Source organism: Edwardsiella anguillarum ET080813, from assembly GCF_000264765.2.
In the GTDB taxonomy this organism is placed as follows: domain Bacteria; phylum Pseudomonadota; class Gammaproteobacteria; order Enterobacterales; family Enterobacteriaceae; genus Edwardsiella; species Edwardsiella anguillarum.
Window position 1 is genome coordinate 87,486 of record NZ_CP006665.1, and the last position, 16,603, is coordinate 104,088.

The window sequence follows — 16,603 nt, forward strand, 5'->3', positions numbered from 1 at the left end:
CTTACAGAGGCGAAGTTATTCCCGCCTCCCAGATACACTGCAAGCATTCGGGAGTCCAATTCTAGGGGATAGATATGCGAACCAAGTTACTTGGATTAGTGATAGCACTTGGAGCTATTACTTTTGCCAACGCTTCATCAAAGCTGGAAATCACCGATCCCAGGGCAGCGAAAATTGACAGTATTATCACACTTCCAATTAAAGGGATGAAAGCCGTAGATAGTGATGGACAGATCGTGTTCCTATCCGATAACGGAAGGTTTGTCATCTCAGGACAGCTTTACGATTTATGGAGCAAAAAGCCTCTTAGTACAATCTCTGAGTTACAGGACGTGGCTGAACGTATCCATTTTAAAAATTTTGGAATGGATGTTGATACATTGAATACTGTCTCTATGGGACATGGTAAGAAAGAAGTCGTCATTTTTACTGATCCTCGTTGTGATGTGTGCCGCAAGTTAATTGATGAAGCAAAGTCATTGGAGGATGAGTACACCTTCAAAATTATAGTGATACCTGCCCTTGGCGATGAGTCTAATCGGTTAGCGAAGGCAATGTATTGTGCAAAAGATAAAGATAAAGTCCTGGGGGCCCTACAGTCGAACGCTCTCGAATCTCTTGCGGTAAAAACTCCCTGCGATCCAGGTCAGTATGATCAAACCTTACTTACTGCCCACCTTATTGGGATAGAAGGAGTTCCATTTATTGTGGCTCAAGATGGCCGAATCAGCAAAGGCAGACCTCAAAATCTTAAAGCTTGGTTGGAGAGTAAGCAATGATAGTAACTATCAAGAAGAAACTTGAGGATTCTATTATTCATGATCATATGAGAGCCGCAGGTATTGTTCCTGTCCTAGCATATGATGAAGAGAGCCATATCTTCTTAATGGATGATTTAAGTCTTGGTTTTGGTTTTCTTTGTGAGCCTTTAAGTGGCGCAGATGAAAAAATCCAAGAGAGGGTGAATGGTTTTTTAAACCAGGAATTCCCATCAAAAACAACCCTCCAGATTATCCTTTTCCGTTCCCCAGATATTAATCAAGAGATGTATCGGATGCTGGGGTTACGTGATGGTTTTCGTCATGAATTGCTGACATCTGTTATAAACGAACGAGTTGATTTTTTACAGCAGCATACAGCAGATAGGCTTATAGCAAGAACCAATAAAGGTGTTTATGACAATGGTATCATTCAAGATTTAAAATTGTTCATTACGTGCAAAATTCCCATTAGTGGGAATACGCCAACAGAAAATGAGTTGAGAGATGTATCTCAACTACATACGAAAGTTCTGTCTTCACTACAAACTGTGGAACTCGCACCTAGAGTTATGACTGCCGGACATTATATCCGCATCATGAATACAATCCTTAACTGGGGGCCTGATGCTGCATGGCGGAGTGATTCTGTTTGTTGGGAAACGGATAGGCCGATTTGTGAGCAGTTGCTTGACTATGGAACGGATTTAGAGGTTAGCAAGAAAGGGATTCGCCTGGGCGATTATCATGTAAAGGTGTTGTCAGCAAAGAAAATGCCGCAGTCATGCTATTTTGGTGATGCTTTGAGTTATGTTGGCGATCTTAGCGGCAGTAACAGCAACATCAAAGAAAACTACATGGTAGTGACTAATATATTTTTCCCTGATGTTGAAAAGACACGGAGTAGCTTAGAGCGTAAGCGACAATTCATTGTAAATCAGGCCTATGGTCCTATGCTCAAGTTTATTCCTGTTTTAGCAGATAAAAAAGATAGCTTTGATACTCTCTATGACTCGATGAAGGATGGCGCAAAGCCAATAAAAATATCTTATTCAGTGGTTATTTTTGCACCTACAAAAGATCGCGTTGAGGCCGCTGCAATGGCCGCTAGGAGTATTTGGCGCGAGTCTAGATTCGTGCTGATGGAAGATAAGTTCATAGCTCTCCCTATGTTTATTAATTGCCTTCCATTCTGTACCGACCGGGATGCTATTCGAGATCTGTTTCGATATAAAACAATGAGCACTGAACAAGCGGCAGTTCTGTTACCTATTTTTGGTGAATGGAAGGGAAGTGGGACGTTCCATGCCGCACTGATTTCTCGTAACGGTCAGCTCATGAGCCTCTCCTTGCATGATAGTAACACCAATAAAAATTTGGTGATTGCTGCTGAATCAGGGTCTGGTAAGTCATTTTTAACTAATGAGTTGATATTTTCATACTTATCAGAGGGTGCTCAAGTATGGGTTATTGATGCAGGTAAATCGTATCAAAAACTAGCAGAAATGTTAAAGGGTGACTTTGTTCATTTTGAAGAAGGGACTCATGTATGTATTAACCCATTTGAGCTTATACAGAATTATGAAGATGAAGAGGATGCCATTGTGAGCCTTGTTTGTGCAATGGCATCAGCCAAAGGTCTATTAGGTGAGTGGCAGATCTCTGCATTAAAACAAGTGCTAGCCAATATCTGGGAAGAAAAAGGCACGGAAATGAAGGTGGATGATATCGCTGAACGCTGCCTAGAGGAGGACAATGATCAGCGTCTGAAAGATGTCGGTCAACAGCTTTATGCATTTACATCGCAAGGTAGCTATGGGAAATATTTTTCGCATAAAAATAACGTTAGTTTTCAAAATCAATTCACAGTATTAGAGCTTGATGAGCTTCAAGGTCGTAAACATTTGCGTCAAGTTGTATTACTCCAGTTGATTTACCAGATTCAACAAGAGGTTTTCCTCGGAGAGCGTAACCGGAAAAAAGTTGTCATTGTCGATGAGGCATGGGATCTCTTAAAAGAAGGGGAGGTTTCTGTATTTATGGAACATGCATACCGTAAGTTCCGTAAATATGGTGGTTCTGTTGTTATCGCAACACAGTCAATCAATGACCTTTATGAGAATGCTGTTGGCCGAGCAATTGCAGAAAACTCTGCTAGCATGTATTTACTTGGTCAGACAGAGGAGACCATTGAGTCAGTAAAACGTAGTGGTCGATTAACTCTTTCTGATGGTGGCTTCCACTCTCTTAAAACGGTCCATACTATTCAAGGTGTTTACTCAGAGATATTCATTAAATCGAAATCCGGTATGGGTATTGGCCGACTCATAGTTGGTGATTTCCAAAAGTTACTTTATTCAACAGATCCTGTAGATGTGAATGCTATCGATCAGTATGTGAAAGATGGGTTTAGCATCCCGGATGCAATTAAAGCTGTAATGCGCGATCGTCGGCAATAAAACATAGGAGGAGTTATCATGGATATTAAAACCATCTTAATCGCATCTGTTTTAGGCTCTGCTGGTGGATTACTTGGCAGTAATTATATTATGGATAAGCAAATTACTGCTATAAATGATCGTTTAAATCAAAGCCCTCCAATTGTAATTGTGGATTTTGCTAAGTTAGCATCATCGTATCCTGCGGGAGCTTCTCAGGAGGAAGTGGAGCAGCTAATGGTTAAAACCAATAATGCGATAGTGAAGTTGAAAGATGCAGGGTATTTGGTTCTTGACTCTAGCAGCGTCGTTGGAGCACCAAGAGATGTGTATCTTCCTGATGAGGCATTGAAGTAATGAGTCGATGGCTAGAAAGATTTTTTGTGAAAAAGGAGCCATGGGTATATTTTTCCCTAAAGGCTGGGATAGTGATTGTCGCTATTCTTCTAGCTGGATCTATGTTTGCTAATCGTTATCGTATTGGGATTGACCCGCAGAAGGAAAAATGTCTGCCTGGGTATACTTTTTTTCTGGTAGATCTTCAAGATAAAGAAATGGAAAGAGGGGCTGTGTATGCCTTCCATGCGAAAAACATGGAGCCATTCTATAAAGATGGTACTCGCATGATCAAGATACTATCCGGTATGCCAGGAGATATAGTTGAAATCAACGATGACTGGCTAATCAAAGTAAATGGGGATGTTGTCGGTGAGGGACTACAGCTTGCAAAGCGCTTACAAAGGCAGGAAAGCAGCTTTTATGGTAAAGCCAAGCTAAGTGATGGCTCTTACTGGTTTATGGGCAAGAGTCCGTTCAGCTTCGATTCGCGCTATTGGGGAACTGTAAAAAATGATCAAATTATTGGCCGAGCATATCCATTATTCTAAGTTGATTCTAACGGCAGTAGTGTTTTCATTTTCTTGTGGTGTTACTGCACAGGACTCCTTACTGTCAGTCCAAGATAAATCTCTAATAGAGCAGGGAAAACTACTGACCCAGAAAGCGCAAGAGATGGATATGTCATCCATGCTAATGAACAAGCATATGGATTCAGCTCAGATCGAAGCAAAAAAATTCCTTAAAGAGCTTCAATCAAGCAATCCAACAATGCAAGAGATGCGGAGAAAACAAGCTGAAAAAGGAATTTATACTGATCATAAGACATTGGTTTTTACGTCTAACTCATTAGGAGAGCAGGGGGTAAATGACATTCTCACATCTGTATCTGGGCACCCAGATGCGGTAGTGGTTTTTCGTGGCATCCCTGAGGGGATGACTCTAGGACAAGGAATTCAGGCAATTCAAGCTTTGGCTGCAAAGAAAAATCCAGTACCAAATATCATTATCAATCCAATGTTGTTCAGAATGTACAATGTCACTGTAGTACCGACGATTGTTATGCTGGAGGATGAGCCCTTACCAGGGGAGACTCCCATAGCAGTTGCACAAGTATCTGGCCTATCAGATCCCACATGGCTTGCACGAGAAGTGAAATCAGGGGAGTCTGGTGATCTAGGAGTAAAAGGGCCTACAGAGAGTATTAGTGAGCCAGATCTTATTGATGTGGCAAAGCAACGCTTAGCTAAGATTGATTGGAATGAGAAGAAGAAGGAAGCTGTAGCAAGGTTTTGGACTAAGCAGAAGTTTAGTGAATTACCTACAGCTACACGGGCTAGGGTAAGAGAAATTGATCCTAGTGTTGTTGTGACTAAAGATATCACTACGCAAGATGGTACGGTTTTAGCCCATGCTGGTACAGTGGTTAACCCTTTATGTAATTCTTCTATATGCAAGCCGGGGACAAGACCATTTACTCAAGCTGTAATTGTTTTCGATCCATTAAACAAAAATCAACTTGAGTTATTGTCAAAGAAACTTCCTGAAATAAGACGTGAGCCAGGTGTCCAGAGATTAACATATATTGCCACTATCCTTGATAGGGATAGTGGTTGGGACTCTTACAAGAAAATCTCAGACCATTTTGATGCTCCGATTTATCTTCTTACACCTGACTTAATCTCTAGGTTTGAGTTGGAGTATACCCCTAGTGTGATCACAGCCAAGGGGGGGAAGTTTATAGTGCGCGAACTATTTGAGGTTGGGGAGGGAGGGGAATGAAATTTGAGCCATCCTTACAACTAATAAAGGATATTGTATCTGGTGATTTTGTTGCTGCTGAGGCTCTTGCTCGATGGCATGTCCATGGCGGGATTGTTTCGCCATCCAGTATGATAGTGAAACCTAATTGGGCTGAGGTTGACTTTAGGATGGCTTTATTTATAAGGGATAATATTCATGTATGCATGAAACACGGTGCGCTTTTTATCAACGTATCTGAGCAAACACTGAGCTCAGATATACTGTTTAACTCTTGGGTGAAAATCATAGAGTCTCTCTTAAAGCAAACTAGTCATATCGTTGTGGAAATTACGGAAGAGGTTACTGATGCGTCTCTATCCGCCCGATGGAGAGAACTAGCGGCGATTGGGGTTAAGTTAGCATTAGATGATTATGGGAAAATAAACTCATCTTTTGAGAGACTATGTAACTATGGATGGCACTACTGTAAGTTTGATGCAAGACAACTTGACTCTCTTATTGACAACCACGCTATTCATCACTGTATCAAAAATAAAGTAGCCATTATTGTTGAGTGCGTTGAGTCGTCAGCTTTAATGAACCGTGCCAAGTTACTTGGTCTTTGCTGGCAGCAGGGTTTTTATCATGCTGAGCCTGAGACCATCAGCGGTCAGTCAAATAAATTAAAGGCTCAAGTATGATTAAGCATATTGTTCGATATATTGGTTTTTTGGCGCTGGCATGGAGCGGTGCTTCGATAGCAGAGCCTGGATGCCAAAACGCAAATGTAATTAGTGGAAAATTAATTACAGATATATGTTGGAGTTGCATTTTCCCAATAAAAATAGCTGGTGTTCCAATCAGTGGTCCCGGTGGTAACTATCCTGATGATGCGGCAAAAAACCCACTTTGCTTGTGCAATGATAATCTTGGCGTTCCGCGACCAGGTGTGACTACATCGATGTGGGAGCCCGCTAGGCTAATCGAGTTCCAGAGAGTTCCAGGATGCTCATCTGTGTTAAATGGCATGAGGTTTCCTTTCGATCGAACAAATCAAGGACATCATGGAGAGGGGGATATGGATGGAGGTGATGGATCATTTATGCACTATCACTACTATGCATTTCCATTGCTATCCATGTTAGATCTTTTTGTGAAACAAGCATGTAATCCTGATGGGTATATGGATTTGGATATTATGTATTTATCTGAGCTTGATCCGACATGGAATAATGATGAGCTTGCCTTTTTCACAAATCCTGAGGCGGCGTTAGTTGCGAATCCTGTAGCTGCGATGGCATGTACCGCAGATGCTATCTCATCTACAGCCGGAAAACCTTTGAAAGAGCTTTTCTGGTGCGCTGGGTCATGGGGGGCTCTGTATCCTCTTAGCGGCAATCAGAATGGAGGGAAAGGAGTATTGAGAGATAGTTCCCTTTTAAGCACTCGGGTTTTAGCCGCTCTCCATCGTAGAGGATTAGCATGGAAAACGATGGGGTCAGATGCAATGTGTAGAGGTGTCATTAGCCCCACACTGCCTAAAACTCAATATAAGTTTACCTTGCTGTATCCAGTTCCTGAGACAGATTCATCCCATGTTGTTGGTGAGTCTGCATTAACATGGGGATTAGCAAAAACGATACCTGCTATTGGGCAAGATCCAATTTATACGATTTGGCGATGGAACGACTGCTGCAACCGATAATGGAGATGCATTATGAATGTTCAATGTATAGCTTATAAAGCAATGGCGACCATTCTGGCTGTTACCACATCGTTTCTGCCTGTTCATGGATACGCAAATAGCGATATTTCTCAAGTTGGTCGGGATGCTCAAAACTTGGGGAATAGTATGGCTGAATCATTTAGGTCATCATCAGGTAGTGTTCAGAATGGACAAATAACACTTCCTACAATAAAAGATGGAAAGTTTGATATGGGAGGGCAGGAAAGTTTTAACGTGAACGAGCTCTTCCCTGGGACGAGTTCTGCTAATAATAATGCTGGCGGGTTTTTCCCTGATGGAAAAAAACCGAGTGTTGAATCACTCAAGGGATTATATGACTCTAGTCCTAATATGGACTCACAAGGTAACGATGCACAAGGGAGTTTATGGAGCGATGCTAATAGTGGAAGCCCTTCCATTGCTGGTGCTGCTTATAAAGTGCTACTTGATGCAGCTAATCGCTCAAGACCTGATTTTTCAAATGATCCAATCCTTAACACAAGTAAGGATATTTATGGAAATATGGATCTGATTGCTGGAGGGTTTGGTGATTGTTCCTCTGATACAATCATCAAAGATAGCACTCTTAATGCTCACGTTCCCAAGTATGAGCGTTGCCAACGAGTCATGGATCAGAGTGCTGACTGTGAGGTATTACATGACTATGATGCCTCAGTGGTTAAGCATTATGATGGGCCTTACAACATTAAGTCCTGTGGGCCAGACTGCACAGAACTATGGATTGGTAGAATTGGAGATAACTATTGGAGTGGTTGGTGCTCAGTTTATGAAGAGTTTACACGTGTCATTGTAAGTAATCCCGACGCTATTATCTCAGCTACTTTAGAATACGCGAAATGGGACGATTATATGCAGGTCTGGGTAGGTAAGTCTGGATCTGAAACGAAGGTATGGCAAGGCCCTAATAATAATTTTCCACCAGAAACTGGAGGGTCTTGTGAGTTAAACACTAGCTGGGAACGAAACCCAAATGTAGATGTCACTCGATACTTTAAAGAGGTTAGTCCTGGAGATGTTGTAACTTTTAAAATCCGTGTCTCTGTCGCAGGGGAAGGGGAGGGATTTGGACGAATAAAAATTAGGTTTGATCCATCTAAGACCGTGACTAAAGATACATGGACTCCTCAGTCGTGCTTAAACTCTGCAAAAGGAGTTGTAGATGGTTTTGCTAAAGGAACAATTGAATGTATTGATATGCCTAATGTTAGTTCCGATAAGTGTACTGAGATAAACGGTATTCGTATTTGTGAGAATCATTTGGCAGAATCACCTTTGCCTGACATTAGCCGCTTTTGCAAGAAAGTACATGTAAAAGCTGACTGGGATTATTATCAAGGGCAAATGGATTGTTGGGTTGACCCTCAAGGAGAGAAACACTGTCCTATAAATAATGGTGGTAATTTAAACTCATGTAAGAAATATGAGGATAATCCAAAATGTGGATTTATAAGCTCAGAATGTATTGACGGAGCAAAAGGGCAGTCTGGGACTTGCTATGTTTTTAAAGATACTTACGATTGTGGATCGGATGTAAAGGTCCCGAATGTAGAGAAGGAGACCGAATATAACTGTGGTGGTCCCATTCGGTGCATGGGAGATGATTGCCTTGATTTGAGTAAAACTCAGAGCACTGATTTTGCTAAGGCCGCAGCTTTGTTAAATGCTGCGCAGTTCATGACTCAGGATATGGTATGTACCGGCCAGGATGGTAATAGCAAGCCAACTGGAGATGAGAACGTTGTCTGCTCTGCATTTGGAGGAAAGAGTGGTGAGTGTAAAATTGCAGTCGGTGGCGTTTCTGATTGTTGTGAAAAACCGAGCAATATATCACTGGCAGATTATCTAAACTTGATTATGGCCGTTCCTAAATTGGATGGTTCGATCATGAGCTTATCCACTGGTAATCCTATTAAAGGGGCTTATCAAGTAATTCGCGATCCGGTTATGCAGGGTTGGACTGAGGTGACAAAACCATTCACTAGTTATGTTGAGAATTTATCTGGCAGTGTTGATGCTATTACTAAACCAATGACAGAGTTTGTCGATCAATTCATTGATCAAATAAAGGGGAAAATAAAAGATGTTATGGTCGATATACTAAAATCGACTGGGCAAGATGCGGCAATGACAAATACAGCAGCCACAGCGGCATCTAAACAAGCTGCCGAGCAGTTAATGCAAACAGCAACGACGTGGCTTAGCACTGCTATGACTATCTATACGGTCTATGTAGTCAGTATGGTAATGATTCAAATGATTTGGAAGTGTGAAGAAGATGAGTTTACAATGAACGCTCAGAGAGCATTAGATAATTGTACTTATGTTGGTTCTTACTGTAAGACTAAAATATTAGGCCAGTGTATTGAGGAGCGTGAGGCATACTGTTGCTTTAATTCCCCGCTCTCTCGTATTATTCAAGAGCAGGTTAGGCCTCAGCTTGGTATGACATTTGGTTCAGCGAAGAGTCCACAGTGTGATGGTATTCCATTAGAAGATATCGGGAAAATCAATTGGGACAAGGTTGACCTTACCGAGTGGTTGGGTATTTTACAGCAACATGGTAAATTCCCTAATCCTCAAAATATAAATATCGAATCAATTACTGGTTCGGGGAATGACTTTAACATTGATGGAACTAGAAAGAACTCACAAGAGAGAGCTATTGAGCGATTAGATGGCCTTGATGTAGATGGGATTAGGAAAAAGGTAACAGATAATATGGATATTAATACTGGGGCTAAGAATAGTTTGGGTAAGATGACTAAATAGATAAGGCTATCTAAAATAAAAGGCCGCAATGCGGCCTTTTACTATTTGGTGTTGGTGGCTTTTATTTTGGGTAAACAAAAAACTCAGGCTTCCCATTTTCTAACATGTAGGGAAATCCAATTTTCTCCCCATTACCCAAGGTTACGCCTTTCGGCGCTAAGTATAAGATCACCCAGCTAGGTAATTTCTTACTAATATTTGCATAAATCATTTGTTGTGGCATATGGGCATTGGTCCCATTGGTTAAATCAATACGGTTGTATTGAGTGGCATCCTCCGACGTGAAAGCCCATATTTCTTTTGGAGAGCTGCTGATCAAGGAGGGTGCTACTCCTTTGTGTGGATCGATAACTTGTACGTCTATCGAGCACAACTCAGAAAGGGCTTTACCTTTGTCAGTGAAATCAGGGCATCCCCAATCTTTCTTTGCGATGAAGTAGGTTAGTCGCCCGTCTTTACCGTATACATCAAAATCTGCGTTGAGATTGTTTAGTGTTTCAGCAATGGACGTTTTCACATGTGAAACTAATTTGTCTCGGGCTACTGAGGGTGAGCTGGCTTCGTTGGCTGGCATCCATGCGATAAGGCTATTGCGAGCACCCTGTTGCTTCGGGCCAAAGGCCCAGTTTGCTAGATTAACAAGTCCTCCCTGCCAATTAGTCATACCAAGAGTTGGTGAGGCATATCCTGCTAATACATATGCAGCACCGAAAGTTTTTGTGTCTGTTAGGCGCTCTAAGGTGTCACGAGGAACGCTGGCATCTCTGATGCCAGTAACTAATCCACCAGCCTCTGCAAGGTTGTACGCTCGGCTATGGTCTGCTTTAGGTGCCGGAGGTGTGTAGGTTGTGGATGCACATCCGGTGATGGTGGCGATCGCGACTGTGAGCGATGCAAATAATACTTTGTTCATGTTGCTCTCCTTTTCGAATGTATTTAGACAATATCACAGAGTTATAAAATGCAACTGTAAACTATAAAAAAAGCCCCTCAAATGAGGGGCAAATCCTGGTGAAGCGCTATATTGTTAGTTTGACTTTTTATGGAGATTTAACATCAAGCATTGCTATGCAACACTTTCCTGTAGTTCAGCGGTGGAGGTTGGTTTGCCCAGAGAAATCTTTGTGGCGATATTGTCTTGGATAACATCACAAGATAGGCCGTCTTCTTCTGGCATTTCTTGAGTTTCTGGTGCGGCCTGTTCTACCTCGGTCGCTTTCCCTTTCGAGTGGGCTGAGATACGTGCCCGTTTTTCAATACCAATAATGCGACCGGACAGACGGATAAATCGCTGTTGCCATTGGTAGTTGGCATCAGTACGTTGTTTGCTATTTAAAATTGAGTGTAGCCACAGTGTGTCTACCACACCCATGAGTGCATCCATTTTACGGATCATATGTGCAAACTGGGCGACTTGGGGAGAGTTGATCTCGATAGAGTATTCTTTTGGATTGGTATATCCAGGCATTTCATCAATACCGTTATCGGCCATCAACTTTTTGAGTTGAGCTGAGGTTTGATCCAGGTCATCACTGACTTTACTGATATGTTCCAGGATAACGAGCTCAACTTCATCAATAGCCGCTTGGTCCCCGATAATGCGTAGAATCACATCAATGGAGAACAGGGCATTTGATACCCGAGAAAAGCTACGATCCATGACACGTTGTGCTTGGAGGCTATTCAATTTTAAGGATTGAGTGAAAACAGGTCTAGAGTGGATGTTGCTGCTTCGCTCACTCCCGGTTTCAGTTACTGCCACTGCTTCTGCCATATGGATAACTCCTAATTTTGAGGTAAAGATAAACGCATAAAAAAGAATAAGGCTTATTAATCGTCTTTCAGACATCCCAATGTGCCCAAAATGGTCACTTACAGCGTTTTCCTACCTACAAATGTGAGCTATATTTAGGACATCTTAGTCGCATCGCGACTATCTGTGAGATAGCTGGTCTCCAAAAACAAACAGCATCTACCTATATGCTTACTGCATATCTTAACCCCACCGGGGGCATACCCCGGCTATCGGGCGTTGCTCCTGGATTTTCTATCTATAGGAGTAACACCATGCATATCCTTACTTTCATTGCGTGTATGCTTATGGCTTTTGGTACGTTATGTGTTGGGGCAAAGGTATTTGTTACGGCCTTTGCAGCCCTTACGAAGACGTTCCACCGCTTTGGTTTGTTCTTAATGAACAAATATGCAATAACCGCAATGCGGTCCGTACAGGCCGTCATCAAATCTCGAACAGCTAAGGCTGTGAAGCAGCCGAAGGCTGTTGTTGAGTTTTTCCCACAAACTCAAAATATTATCGAGCAAGATCGAGATTTAGATTATCTTGAAATCCCTACTTACTTGCGTAAAGGCGATCATCTTGTATGGTAGTAACGTGCCAACGTGTGGCTCGTTTATCGACATCGGGGAGAAGTATCTCCTCGGTGTCTCTGTCGCTAGCTACTGATAGTGACAGAAGACACAGCCTCTGTGGCTTGTCTTAAAAATTGCCTGGAGGCAGGTGTTTTCTAAGACAAGCTACGGAGGTTTTATCGTAGAGTCTGTTTACTTATGGTTTTGATCATCAGTAAACAGATTTTGTCCTCTCCGAGGGCGAAAAGTGCGATAGCTGGTCGCCAAAAATAAACAGTAAACACTTAACCCATGCGGGTACACCTCCCGCTTGGGGCTGGTGTACCCCCCTTATCAGGAGTACACCTTATGTCAACACTGGCTACATTTTCAGTACAAGAGATCTTCGGTCTACCGGATATCCCTAAGGGGGTAAAAGCTACTGGCTATGCTGATAGCTCTAATCCTTTCATCCCATCTATTAATAAATACTATGTCTTCCGCAAACAGTTGTTGAGAGAGGTTTTAGCTTACCTCGCTGAGCCTGGGGGAGACGCTTTGTTTATTACTGGCCCCACGGGGTCAGGTAAAACCTCAGGGATTACTGAGATTGCAGGGCGCTTGAATTGGCCTGTTCAGCAACTAACGGCCCATGGCCGGATGGAGCTGACGGACTTGATTGGGCACCATGCACTGATCGCGGAAAAACCTGGGGAGCCTCCAGTCATGCAGTTCATGTATGGCCCATTGGCTGTTGCCATGCGAGAAGGCCATATTCTCCTCATTAATGAGGTAGATTTGGCTGATCCTGCTGAGTTAGCAGGGCTGAATGATGTCTTGGAAGGACGTCCGTTAGTGATCACCCAGAATGGAGGGGAGATCATTAAGCCACACCCGATGTTTCGTGTTGTCGTTACCGGAAACTCAACTGGTTCCGGAGATGCGTCGGGCTTGTACCAAGGTGTGATGATGCAAAACATTGCAGCAATGGATCGCTATCGTTTCACTGTGGTTGGGTATGCAGACGAGGCTTCTGAACTTTGCATCCTTAGTCTCGTCACTCCAGCTCTCCCCGCGAATGTACGGAATGGTATGGTTCGGATCGCAAATCAGATCCGAAAGCTATTTCTTGGCGAAAACGGAGCTGATGGTCAGCTCAGTGTAACCATGTCTACCCGGACATTAGTACGGTGGGCAAAGCTTTCCTTGGCGTTCCGTGGAGCACCTAACGCTATTGAGTACGCGTTAGAGCAAGCTCTGCTTGCACGAGCTGCCAAGGAAGAGCGGGAGGCAATCCTGCGTATAGCTAAGGATGTCTTCGGCGATCAATGGAGCAGTAATCATGGTGGAAAATAGCTGTGCGTGTAGTCGCTACGTCTTTGTTGATGGAGCAACGGCAGAGCGAGTGGAGGCCTGTATCGGGTATAAAATGCTCCGAGAGCCAGATCCAAAACTCTTATCACCGGGATTATTCTCTTTAGTTAAGCTAGAACGTATTGTTAAAACTGGAGACCTAGGAAGTTGGTCTGAAACTACACTTAGTGGGCCTTTTGAAGCAACTAGTTTACATACGATCCCTATGTCCTATAAGGACCAAGAAAAGCAGTATGTCTCACAGTTTCTCAGCCGGTTTAACTACCTGGATGAGGTTCTGATAAACGCACAGAGACTTACTGTAATTCGGGATGGGGATAATGGCAGTAGTTCCCGCCATTGTGCTCGTGTGGTATCCCTTAGCTGGTTGTTATCACCACCGCCTGTGCGTACAGGCCGTATGGGAGCATTAAGTGTTTTTATCACAGAGGTGTTTACTCAGGGCGCGGATTTACTCGGCTTTGAGTCTACTCCAGATGTGTTGATGAAAACCGAAGAGGGCTATTCCTTATCGGTTGATACAGCTCTCGGAGAGAACACTATCCATCCAGATACATTGGTTGGGGCTGGTGAAATCCTTCCGGAGCATGGGTATAAACCGTGGCTGATGTTGGTGTACTTGCAACAGCAATTTCAGCAGCGTAGTAGTGAGTTCTCAGACGAAGTTAAGCCGCTGGTGGAGTTCTGCGATGAGCTGGGCACTATCTGCGACTTTAAGCGTTTTGACTCATACCTGCCTCTTATTCAACGATTTTGCTTCAACCATGATGAGGTCAGAATGGATGCAGAAAGGCTTGGCCTTGTATCTGCTCTGATTAATCTGGTTGCAGTTAAAACCGATCGAGAGGACTTTTTTTTCTAACCTACGATGTGCTCCAAATCATTTGGAGCACATATTTTTAATATCCCCATCGGGGCACCAGTGCCCTGATGGGTCGTGGTGTCCCGCTAAGTAAGGAGAACACCATGTCTGAATCCTCATCCTCATCCTCATCCTCATCGAAGGATGAGTCTCCTTCACTGGTTAACCGTGTAGCTAGTCGTTACGGGATTGACCCTGTGAAGTTTTTTGATTCTCTGAAAGCTACAGCGTTTAAACAACGTGATGGCTCAGCACCAACGAATGAGCAAATGATGGCTTTGTTGATCGTTGCAGAGCAATACAGGTTGAATCCTTTTACTAAGGAGATTTACGCCTACCCTGATAGGGAGAATGGCATAATTCCTGTGATAGGAGTTGATGGTTGGAGCCGAATTATCAATGAACACCCACAATATGATGGCGTGGAATTTGTGTATTCGAATAAGCTCGTGCAGATGAGAGGTGCCAAAGTTGAGAGCCCTGATTGGATTGAGTGTGTAATGTACCGCAAGGACAGGACACGCCCTATTCGTATCAAGGAGTTTCTCGATGAGGTGTACCGCCCTCCATTTCAACTGAAATCTAAGGGCGGCAATCAGTACACCATGGATGGCCCTTGGCAGACGCATACAAAACGCCAACTTCGTCATAAGGCGTTGATTCAATGTGCTCGTATTGCATTCGGTTTTTCAGGTATTTATGACATAGATGAAGCTGAACGTATCCATGAACAGTCTGAGAAGATCATAAATCCAGTTAATTTTGAGGATGGAGATCGTGAGGGCTGTTTAGAGGATAAGACCCATACTCCTTTAACTATCGAGCAGAACGAGGTTCAGGCTCCTCTGACGGATATCGAGCATAAACAGCTCGATGAAGTCGTGAGGCTGCTGGTTAAGCGGGTGGGGGATATTAATAATAGCTGGAAACCTGCGTTTCAATATGCAAAACGGCGGTATCAAAATGATCAGCGAAGTTTGTGCTATATAGTCGATGCTCTCAAGGCTAAGGAGCTCAAGGCTAAAGAACAAACTCAACAACCTCAGCAACCTCAGGCTAACATGGCGATTGACTTGCATGAGGCAACGAAGTTTTGCGACGGTGATCATTACTATTAACCCTAGGGGTGGCCTCCCCTGGGGGTGGCCCCTCCAATTTTTTTCTTGGAGGGTTCTATGAATGTCGTTGACCTTTCGCAGGAAGGTGATGATTGGTTAGAGTGGCGGCGTAATGGCATAACAGCTACTGATGCTGCCATTTTAGTGGGATTATCGCCTTATAAGACACGATGGAGACTCTGGGCTGAGAAGACAGGGTATGCGCGAGAAGTAGATCTTAGCTTGAATCCTTTAGTTCGCAGAGGAGTCGAGAACGAGGATATTGCAAGGCGTGCATTTGAGGAAAAGCATAATGACTTGCTTCTTTCTCTCTGTGTCGAGTCTGTAGCAACTCCACTAATGAGAGCATCGTTAGATGGACTCAACAGTCAAGGAGAACCCGTCGAGCTGAAATGCCCGAGCGGGTCAGTATGGGAGGAAGTTTGTGCTGAACAAACAAACAGCAAGGCATACCGACTTTACTATCCGCAAGTTCAGCATCAACTGTTAGTAACAGGTGCAACACGGGGGTGGTTAGTCTTTTACTTTGATGGACAGATACAGGAGTTTTTGATACTCCGAGATGAGACCATGATCCAACAAATCTTGGCTGAGGCTCAAGTATTCTGGCAACAAGTAAAAGATAAGAAGGAGCCTGATAAAAATCCGGAGAAAGATCTGTTCATTCCACATGGAAAAGAGATCGATATCTGGATTACTGCTGCTGAGTCGTATCGCCTGTATGAAAGTGAAATTCAGGAGATAAAACAGCGTTTGGTGCAGCTTCAAGAGCGCCAGAAGCCCCATGTTGAGATGATGAAATCACTGATGGGAGAGTACCTCCATGCAGATTACTGCGGTGTGCTAGTCACTCGATATAAGGTTGCTGGCCGAATAGACTATAAAAAGCTACTGGATGAAAAAGTGTCAGGTGTTAAGCCAGAAGACCTTGATCATTACAGGGAAAAATCATCTGACCGGTGTCGGATTACGGTTACTGGTTCGGTGAAACCTCGGTATATTGTTGATGAGGATGTTCTTGCGCCTCTGAATGATCGACCGGAAGAAGTAGAGACATTCTACTGGTAAGTAGGGGGAGTCCCCTGCTTTCCAAGTGGTATCGATTTTCA

15 protein-coding genes are annotated in these 16,603 nt (G+C 43.3%); 13 read left to right on the plus strand and 2 right to left on the minus strand.

The window, feature by feature from the left end:
- The first annotated feature begins 74 nt into the window (after positions 1-74).
- From ETEE_RS19155 to traN, 8 genes are read left to right on the plus strand one after another with little or no spacing between them, the layout of a single operon-like run.
- The gene (locus tag ETEE_RS19155; RefSeq protein ID WP_034164943.1) at positions 75-779 is read left to right on the plus strand and encodes a DsbC family protein; all 705 of its coding nucleotides are present in this window, start codon (positions 75-77) and stop codon (positions 777-779) included.
- Entirely contained in the window at positions 776-3,217 is a 2,442-nt protein-coding gene (gene traC, locus ETEE_RS19160; RefSeq protein WP_034164942.1) for a type IV secretion system protein TraC, read from the plus strand. Before ETEE_RS19155 ends, traC begins: the two co-directional genes overlap by 4 nt.
- A gap of 18 nt (positions 3,218-3,235) precedes the next feature.
- Entirely contained in the window at positions 3,236-3,553 is a 318-nt protein-coding gene (locus ETEE_RS19165; protein WP_034164941.1) for a hypothetical protein, read from the plus strand.
- A gap of 26 nt (positions 3,554-3,579) precedes the next feature.
- Entirely contained in the window at positions 3,580-4,083 is a 504-nt protein-coding gene (locus ETEE_RS19170) for a S26 family signal peptidase (RefSeq protein ID WP_227625209.1), read from the plus strand.
- On the plus strand, positions 4,046-5,314 hold the full coding sequence (locus tag ETEE_RS19175; RefSeq protein ID WP_034164939.1) for a TrbC family F-type conjugative pilus assembly protein: 1,269 nt from the start codon (positions 4,046-4,048) through the stop codon (positions 5,312-5,314). Before ETEE_RS19170 ends, ETEE_RS19175 begins: the two co-directional genes overlap by 38 nt.
- Positions 5,311-5,976 (plus strand): EAL domain-containing protein, encoded by a 666-nt coding sequence (locus ETEE_RS19180; RefSeq protein ID WP_034164938.1) that lies wholly within the window; start codon positions 5,311-5,313, stop codon positions 5,974-5,976. Before ETEE_RS19175 ends, ETEE_RS19180 begins: the two co-directional genes overlap by 4 nt.
- Positions 5,973-6,980: a TraU family protein gene (locus tag ETEE_RS20690; protein ID WP_071881973.1), complete on the plus strand. Its 1,008-nt coding sequence runs from the start codon at positions 5,973-5,975 to the stop codon at positions 6,978-6,980. The genes ETEE_RS19180 and ETEE_RS20690 overlap by 4 nt, the downstream gene beginning before the upstream one ends.
- A gap of 12 nt (positions 6,981-6,992) precedes the next feature.
- On the plus strand, positions 6,993-9,791 hold the full coding sequence (gene traN, locus ETEE_RS19185) for a conjugal transfer mating pair stabilization protein TraN (protein ID WP_034164937.1): 2,799 nt from the start codon (positions 6,993-6,995) through the stop codon (positions 9,789-9,791).
- A 61-nt stretch (positions 9,792-9,852) separates the two neighbouring features.
- On the opposite strand, the gene ETEE_RS19190 is transcribed toward traN, so the two are convergent.
- The gene (locus ETEE_RS19190) at positions 9,853-10,704 is read right to left on the minus strand and encodes a hypothetical protein (protein ID WP_034164936.1); all 852 of its coding nucleotides are present in this window, start codon (positions 10,702-10,704) and stop codon (positions 9,853-9,855) included.
- A 153-nt stretch (positions 10,705-10,857) separates the two neighbouring features.
- Positions 10,858-11,565: a hypothetical protein gene (locus ETEE_RS19195; protein ID WP_227625210.1), complete on the minus strand. Its 708-nt coding sequence runs from the start codon at positions 11,563-11,565 to the stop codon at positions 10,858-10,860.
- A 293-nt stretch (positions 11,566-11,858) separates the two neighbouring features.
- Between ETEE_RS19195 and ETEE_RS19200 the strand changes: the two genes are divergently transcribed.
- The 5 genes from ETEE_RS19200 to ETEE_RS19220 all read left to right on the plus strand — a co-directional run bounded on the left by ETEE_RS19200 (position 11,859) and on the right by ETEE_RS19220 (position 16,562).
- A complete protein-coding gene (locus tag ETEE_RS19200; protein WP_034164935.1) occupies positions 11,859-12,179 on the plus strand; it encodes a hypothetical protein in 321 nt (106 codons plus the stop codon).
- A gap of 330 nt (positions 12,180-12,509) precedes the next feature.
- Positions 12,510-13,496: an AAA family ATPase gene (locus tag ETEE_RS19205; protein ID WP_034164934.1), complete on the plus strand. Its 987-nt coding sequence runs from the start codon at positions 12,510-12,512 to the stop codon at positions 13,494-13,496.
- Positions 13,483-14,376 carry a hypothetical protein gene (locus ETEE_RS19210; protein WP_034164933.1) on the plus strand — a complete coding sequence of 298 codons (894 nt, stop codon included), beginning with the start codon at positions 13,483-13,485 and terminating at the stop codon, positions 14,374-14,376. Before ETEE_RS19205 ends, ETEE_RS19210 begins: the two co-directional genes overlap by 14 nt.
- 104 nt (positions 14,377-14,480) lie before the next feature.
- Positions 14,481-15,494 carry a phage recombination protein Bet gene (gene bet / locus ETEE_RS20695; protein WP_081926463.1) on the plus strand — a complete coding sequence of 338 codons (1,014 nt, stop codon included), beginning with the start codon at positions 14,481-14,483 and terminating at the stop codon, positions 15,492-15,494.
- Between the two features lie 57 nt (positions 15,495-15,551).
- Entirely contained in the window at positions 15,552-16,562 is a 1,011-nt protein-coding gene (locus ETEE_RS19220) for a YqaJ viral recombinase family nuclease (protein ID WP_034164932.1), read from the plus strand.
- The last annotated feature ends 41 nt before the right edge of the window (positions 16,563-16,603 follow it).

Bases quoted from the DNA above. Each gene is read 5' to 3' on its own strand.
- ETEE_RS19155 (WP_034164943.1), top strand. From the start codon at position 75: ATGCGAACCAAGTTACTTGGATTAGTGATAGCACTTGGAGCTATTACT.
- traC (WP_034164942.1), top strand. From the start codon at position 776: ATGATAGTAACTATCAAGAAGAAACTTGAGGATTCTATTATTCATGAT.
- ETEE_RS19165 (WP_034164941.1), top strand. From the start codon at position 3,236: ATGGATATTAAAACCATCTTAATCGCATCTGTTTTAGGCTCTGCTGGT.
- ETEE_RS19175 (WP_034164939.1), top strand. From the start codon at position 4,046: ATGATCAAATTATTGGCCGAGCATATCCATTATTCTAAGTTGATTCTA.
- ETEE_RS19180 (WP_034164938.1), top strand. From the start codon at position 5,311: ATGAAATTTGAGCCATCCTTACAACTAATAAAGGATATTGTATCTGGT.
- ETEE_RS20690 (WP_071881973.1), top strand. From the start codon at position 5,973: ATGATTAAGCATATTGTTCGATATATTGGTTTTTTGGCGCTGGCATGG.
- traN (WP_034164937.1), top strand. From the start codon at position 6,993: ATGAATGTTCAATGTATAGCTTATAAAGCAATGGCGACCATTCTGGCT.
- ETEE_RS19190 (WP_034164936.1), bottom strand. From the start codon at position 10,704: ATGAACAAAGTATTATTTGCATCGCTCACAGTCGCGATCGCCACCATC.
- ETEE_RS19195 (WP_227625210.1), bottom strand. From the start codon at position 11,565: ATGGCAGAAGCAGTGGCAGTAACTGAAACCGGGAGTGAGCGAAGCAGC.
- ETEE_RS19200 (WP_034164935.1), top strand. From the start codon at position 11,859: ATGCATATCCTTACTTTCATTGCGTGTATGCTTATGGCTTTTGGTACG.
- ETEE_RS19205 (WP_034164934.1), top strand. From the start codon at position 12,510: ATGTCAACACTGGCTACATTTTCAGTACAAGAGATCTTCGGTCTACCG.
- ETEE_RS19210 (WP_034164933.1), top strand. From the start codon at position 13,483: ATGGTGGAAAATAGCTGTGCGTGTAGTCGCTACGTCTTTGTTGATGGA.
- bet (WP_081926463.1), top strand. From the start codon at position 14,481: ATGTCTGAATCCTCATCCTCATCCTCATCCTCATCGAAGGATGAGTCT.
- ETEE_RS19220 (WP_034164932.1), top strand. From the start codon at position 15,552: ATGAATGTCGTTGACCTTTCGCAGGAAGGTGATGATTGGTTAGAGTGG.